General features: G+C 67.0%; 5 protein-coding genes. 1 reads left to right on the top strand and 4 read right to left on the bottom strand.

Annotation, left to right across the window (positions count from 1 at the left end; all coding sequences use genetic code 11):
* Positions 1 to 81: 81 nt before the first annotated feature.
* From UB43_RS11555 to UB43_RS11570, 4 genes are read right to left on the bottom strand one after another with little or no spacing between them, the layout of a single operon-like run.
* Positions 82 to 987 (bottom strand): HlyD family secretion protein, encoded by a 906-nt coding sequence (locus UB43_RS11555; protein WP_045210769.1) that lies wholly within the window; start codon positions 985 to 987, stop codon positions 82 to 84.
* A gap of 13 nt (positions 988 to 1,000) precedes the next feature.
* Positions 1,001 to 1,201, bottom strand: a complete 201-nt coding sequence (locus tag UB43_RS11560) for a DUF1656 domain-containing protein (protein WP_045211321.1) — start codon at positions 1,199 to 1,201, stop codon at positions 1,001 to 1,003.
* 1 nt (position 1,202) lies between these two features.
* A complete protein-coding gene (locus UB43_RS11565) occupies positions 1,203 to 3,389 on the bottom strand; it encodes an FUSC family protein (RefSeq protein ID WP_045210771.1) in 2,187 nt (728 codons plus the stop codon).
* A gap of 1 nt (position 3,390) precedes the next feature.
* Positions 3,391 to 4,905, bottom strand: coding sequence for an efflux transporter outer membrane subunit (locus UB43_RS11570; RefSeq protein ID WP_082085822.1), 1,515 nt, complete (start codon positions 4,903 to 4,905; stop codon positions 3,391 to 3,393).
* A 294-nt stretch (positions 4,906 to 5,199) separates the two neighbouring features.
* Between UB43_RS11570 and UB43_RS11575 the strand changes: the two genes are divergently transcribed.
* Complete coding sequence (locus UB43_RS11575) at positions 5,200 to 6,135, top strand: LysR family transcriptional regulator (protein WP_045210773.1); 936 nt, start codon at positions 5,200 to 5,202, stop codon at positions 6,133 to 6,135.
* Positions 6,136 to 6,264: the final 129 nt, after the last annotated feature.

A 6,264-nucleotide genomic window follows, 5' to 3' on the forward strand; every position in this document is an offset into this window, starting at 1 on the left:
CATGGCCCGCTCCTACAGAAGAGCGGCCCGACACGAGAACGAAAACGGGAGCCGAAGCTCCCGTTTTTCTTATAGGTCAACTCACTGCGCCGTCGCAGCCGCGCCGTCGGAATGCTCGGCGTTGCGGCTCTGCGGATTGACGATCACGGTGGCGGTAATCCCCGCCGCCAGCAGCACGCCGTCCGGCACTTCGTCGATGTGGATGCGCACCGGCACGCGCTGGGCCAGGCGCACCCAGTTGAAGGTCGGGTTGACGTCGGCCACCAGCTCGCGGCTTTCCGGGTTGTCGCGGTCGTAGATGGCGCGGGCGATGCTTTCGACATGGCCCTTCAGGCGCTCGCCGCTCATCAGTTGCAGCTCGGCCGGGTCGCCGACGCGGATGTGCGGCAGCTTGGTCTCTTCGAAGTAGCCGTAGATCCAGTAGGAGTTCTCGTCGACCACGGCCATCTTCGCTTCGCCGACACGGGCGTAGTCGCCACGGTGCACGTTGAGGTTGGTCACGTAGCCGTCCACCGAGGCGCGCACCTGGGTGCGTTCCAGGTTCAGCTTGGCGGCATCCAGCGCGGCCAGCGCCTGCTGGTAATCGGCCTCGGAGGCCGCGGCGGTGTTGCTGGCGTCGTCCAGGCTCTCGCGGGAGACCACTTCCTCGTCCATGGCGCGGCGGCGCTTGGCGTTGAGCTGGCGCATCTGCAGGGTGGCCTTGCGCGAGGCGACCAGGGCTTCGGCCTGCTTCACGGCGATCTGGTAATGGTCCGGGTCGATCTGCATCAGCAGGTCGCCTTTCTTCACCTGCTGGTTGTCGCGCACCGGTACGTCGACCACCACACCGGAGACGTCGGCGGCGACGTTGATGATATCGGCGCGCACCCGGCCGTCGCGGGTCCAGGGCGTATCCATGTAGTTCACCCAGAGGGCGCGGCCGATCAACGCGGCGACCGCCAGGATGATCAGGGTCGCCAGCAGGCTGATGATGGATTTGAGAGTCATGGGTGCACGCTCGTTACTTATAGATAGTGAGGGACAGCCCGCCGAACAGGCAGGCGAACAGGCACACGCGGAACAGCGCCGGGTGCCAGGTGTAGCGGTACAGGCCGACGGAAGCGAGGATGCGGTCGATGCCCCAGCAGATCACTGCGGCAACGAGGAACATCAGGGTCAGGGTCGGCATGTAGACCCCGTGGAACGCGATCTCGCGGGGCAGGTCAGGCAACATGGATGGTTCTTCCAGAAGAGGGTTCGCCATCGCGCAGCGGCGACTGCGGGTCGAGCAGGCTGCTGCGGATGAAGTGCAGGTAGCTGAGCACGCGGCGCAGCGGCGAGCTTTCGAAGTCCGGGGCGCGCGGCTCGTCGGTGGTCTTCACCCAATCGATGGCCTGTTCCACGGCGGCCAGGGCGCGCTCGCGGTTGGCCTCGCAGGGTTTGACGAACAGGCGAATCAGCGCACGGCCCATGGCGCGGATCGACTGCCGCCAGGGCGTCGATTCGGCGTAGCAGGGCTCGCTCGGCAGGTTCTCCTGCTCGACGCGCAGCTCGATGATCGAATGGCCGACCTCCAGCACCACGAAGGTCCAGCGCAGCAGCCGGCGCTGCATCTGCGGGCTGCGCGCGGCCACGCCGTAGGCCTGGTTGAGCAGGTCGCGGGTGCCGCTCTCGAAGGATGAGACGAGGCCGTCGAGCTTGCCGCTGATGGCTTCCACCACGCGCAGGCGCAGGTCCTTCTCCAGGCGCCGCCACAGCCAGGCGCTGGTGGGCGGCATGATCACTGCGGCGACTACCGCGGCCAGGCTCTGCGACAGCACCAGGGCGATGTACTCGTTGAGCATGCGGCCCGGATCGTAGACGGTGAGGTTCGCCGGGATCGCGCCGAAGCTGAAGAACACCAGCAGGCCCAGGCCGTAGCCGGCGTACTTGGGCTTGATCGAGAAGAACGCGCCCACCGCGAACACCGGCGCCAGGGCGAAGGCCAGCAGGGCGAAGCCGTCCAGGTGCGGGAACACGAAGAAGGTTTCCGAGAAGCCGAGGATCGCCGCGAAGAAGGTCCCCACGGCCATCTGCATGGCCATCTTCGCCGGGTCCGGCGCGGCCGAGACCAGCGCGGCGACGGCGGCGGCGTTGAGCACGAAGGTGCTGCCGCTGGGCCAGGCGGTCTCGATCCAGAACAGGCCGAACACCAGCACCATCAGCGCGGTGCGGCCGCCGGCCACCAGCGAGGCAACCAGGTTGGCCTTGGGCGAGAAGCCGTGCTTCCAGTTCTCCCGCTCGTGCTTGTGCGCAGCCAGGGAGGCGTGGGTCAGGGCGTAGTTGTAGAGGTCGTCGGCCAGGCGGTAGAGCAGCTCGCCGGCGGTGTTGTAGTCCAGCAGCGCGGACGCTTCGTCCTGCTCCGCGAGTAGCTGCGCGCGGCCGGAACGGATGCACTGCATCATCCGCGTGCGGTGGCTTTCCAGCTGCGCGGCGAGGCGCTCGGCATCGCGGTCGGTGACCGACTGGCCGCGCCACGGGGCGAGTACCTGGGCCAGTTCGTCCAGGCACGGCTGCAGGGCGCGCAGCACGGCCTCGGCTTCCTGCGCACGCAGCCGCGCCAGCAACTGGTGCAGCGCGTGATAGCGGGTGGTGAGGACCATGAACTCGTTGTTCAGGCGCGACAGGCGGCCGGAACGCAGGCGCATGTGCGGGTCTTCGAACCGGGTAACGCTGCGCAGCGCCTCCAGGCCCACGGCCTGGGAGGCGAAGGCGACGTTGGATGCCTCGAACTTGCTGCGATCGCCGCCGCCAAGGTTGTCCAGCACGAAGCCGGCGAAAGCGCCGAAACGCTGGTACAGCGCGCTGCGCATGGCGGTGCTGGAGGTCTGCGGGAACAGCGTGGCGCTGACCACCATGGAACAGAGGATTCCCAGGCTGATTTCCAGCACGCGCCAGATGGCCGACATGAACGCGGCTTCCGGATGCAGGGTGGCGGGCAGGCCGATCAGCGTGGCGGTGTAGCCGGCGAGCACGCAGGCGTAGGAGCGGAAGTCGCGGTAGCGCGCGGCACCGACGGTGCACAGGCCGATCCACAGCGCCGAGACGAGCAGGAACAGCTCGCGCTGCTGGGCGAAGATGGCGATCAGCGCGACCATCACGGTCAGCCCGACGACGCTGCCGAGAATCCGGTAGAAGCTCTTGGCGAACACCTGGCCGCTTTGCGGCTGCATGACGATGAACACGGTGATGGTCGCCGTGCTCGGCTGCGGCAGCTCCAGGCGCATCGCCAGCCACAGGGTCAGCAGCGCGGCGAGCAGCACCTTGGCGATGTACACCCAGGTGACGCCGTCACTGCGGCCCCACTCCAGCAGCGCGCGACGCAGGGCGTCGAGCGGTGTCGGATGGGCGCTGAAGTCGTTCGCCGCCATATCAGCGCTCGGCTCCCTGAGCCGCGCGGACGTCGACGGTTTCCGGGACCATCTTCGTCTCTTTCGGGCCTTCCTGCTTGTCCATCAGGCCGCCGCCCAGGGCAACGACGAGGCCGGCATGGGTGGCCAGGCGCGCGGCACGAACCTGCTGTTCCACCAGTTGCTGCTGGAACAGGCGGGTCTGCGCGTTGAGCACGTTGAGGTAGTCGGTCAGGCCGCCACGGTAAGCCTTGGTGGCGATGTCGTAGGTGCGCTGGGCCGAGGCCACGGACTTGGCGGCGAAGCCTTCCTGCAGCTCCATGGAGTGCATGCGGATCAGTTGGTCGGAGATCCCCTTGAGGGCGTTGACCAGGGTCTGGTTGTACTGCGCCACCGCGGCGTCGTAGCCGGCGGATTCCTGGCCCAGCTGCGAGCGGCGGCGACCGCCGTCGAAGATCGGCAGGGAAATGGCCGGACCGACGCCGTAGGTGAATTTCTCGGCGTTGAGGAACTCCAGCACACCGCCACCGACGGCGCTGTAGCCGATGCTCGCGACCAGGTCGACGTTGGGATAGAACTCGGCGCGGGCAACGTCCACGCCCTTGGCCTGGGCGGCGACCTTCCAGCGGCTGGCGACTACGTCCGGGCGGTGGCCGAGCAGTTCCATCGGCAGCTTGCTGGGCAGGCCCGGACCTTCGGCGAGCTTCAGGCTCGGGCGCTGGATCGAGGCGCCGGCACCAGGGCCCTTACCGGCGAGGGCAGCGATCTGGTTGCGGGTCAGCTGGATTTCCTCGTCTACCGCTTCGATCTTGCGCTCGGTTTCCGGCAGCGGGACTTCCGCCTGGCTGACTTCGAAATGCGTGCCGATGCCACCGTCGAGGCGGCGCTGGGCCAGGGCCAGGATGCCTTCCTGCTGCGCCAGCATGGCCTTGCCGATGTCCAGCTTGGCGTATTGCAGCGACAGCTGGATGTAGGCGCGGACGATATTGCTCTCCAGCTCCAGCTGGGCCATGCGCGCCTCGGCGGCGGTCATCTTGGCGATGTTGATGTAGCGCTCTGTGTTGCTGCGCTCGCGGCCCCAGAGGTCCAGCGAGTAGCTGAAGCCCAGGGCGGCGTTGTTGTTGAAGGTGGTGCTGTCGGCCAGGTCGCCCGGGCCGTAGAAATAGTCGGTCGGCCAGCGGTGGCGGGTCAGCGAGGCATCCACGCCGATCTGCAGCGACTCGGCGGACTCGGCGATGCCGGCCATGGCCATGGCCATGCGCACCCGCGCCTCGGCCTGGGCCAGGGTCGGGCTGCCCTCCAGCGCGGTCTGCACCCAGGCATTCAACTGCGGATCGCCATAGGCGCGCCACCACTGCTCGGCGGGCCAGCCAGCTTCCTGGTTGGCGTGCGCGATGGCGGCGTCGGTGGCCAGCTCGGTGTCGCCCAGGCGTTGTTCCTGCGGGGCGATGCCGTTGGTGCTGATACATCCGGCGATTGTTGAAAAAATGACAAAGGAGCCGACGAACGTCAGTCCTTTCACGAGGTGACGCGACACGGTGGAGGTCCTGGAAGTGGTCTAGCTTTTCAGCGTGGGGCTTTTAAGCGTGGAGAGCCGGCAAAGCCAGTTGCGGCGATTGAATTCTAGGGACGGGAAAGGGAACGGATAAGCCGGCTGTTTTGTGATTGTTTATTACCGATAATGAAACAATGTGTGTCGCCATCCATGTGACAATAGGCCGCCCCCGCTCTGCTCCGCGCATTGCCACCCATCAAGGACATGCCGGCGGCGGCGACGTATCGCTTCATTGGCGTCGCCAACCGGGACAGACGCCCCACTGACGAGGCCCCAATGGACACACTGCAGACCATGCGTGCGTTCGCCTGTGTCGCGGAAACCGGCAGTTTCACCGCCGCCGCGCAGCAGCTGAACACCACCACCGCCTACGTATCCCGCGCGGTCGCCAATCTGGAGTCCCACCTGCGGACCCGCCTGCTCAACCGCACCACCCGGCGAATCGCCCTGACCGAGGCCGGCCAGCGCTACCTGCTGCGCTGCGAACAGATTCTTGCCTACGTCGAGGAAGCCGAAGCCGAGGCCAGCGACGCCCATGCCCGCCCCGCCGGTCGCCTGCGCGTGCACTCGATGACCGGCATCGGCCAGCACTACGTGATCCGCGCCATCGCCAACTACCGCCAGCTGCACCCGGACGTGACCTTCGAGCTGACCATGGCCAACCGCGTGCCGGACCTGCTCGACGAAGGATTCGACGTAGCCATCGTGGTCGCCTCGGAACTGCCCGACTCGGGCCTGGTGTCCCAGCGCATCGGCGAGACCTACAGCATCCTCTGCGCCTCGCCCGATTACCTGGCCCGGCGCGGTGCGCCGAAAACCCCGACCGAACTGATGGAGCACGACTGCCTGCGCCTGATCAGCCCGGTGCTGCCGCTGGACAAATGGCTGTTCGACGGCCCCAACGGCCAGGAAATGATCACCCTCGGCCCCTCGCCCTTCCAGGTGAATGTCGGCGACGCCATGACCGAGGCCATCGGCTCCGGCATGGGCATCAGCGCCCTGCCCGTCTACTCGGCCATCGACGGCCTGCGCGACGGCTCGCTGGTGCGCGTGCTGCCGCACTACAAGCTGCAGATTCTCAACGTCTACGCCCTGTACCCGTCGCGGCAGTACCTGGACGCGAAGATCAAGACCTGGGTAGCCTACCTGCGCGAGAACCTCCCCGGCGTGCTCCAGGCCGATGGCGCCGGCCTCGCCGATGTGGGACCCTGACCACCCTTTTCGTCGTGTTTCGCGGGCAAGCTCACTGTGTAACTCCCTACCCCGGTGTTCAGTGAGCTTGCCCGCGAACCCATCTTTCCCCAACGGCAAGAACTCCCCGTAGGAGCGCGCCATGCGCGC

It is taken from the genome of Pseudomonas sp. 21 (assembly GCF_000955805.1).
GTDB lineage: Bacteria > Pseudomonadota > Gammaproteobacteria > Pseudomonadales > Pseudomonadaceae > Pseudomonas.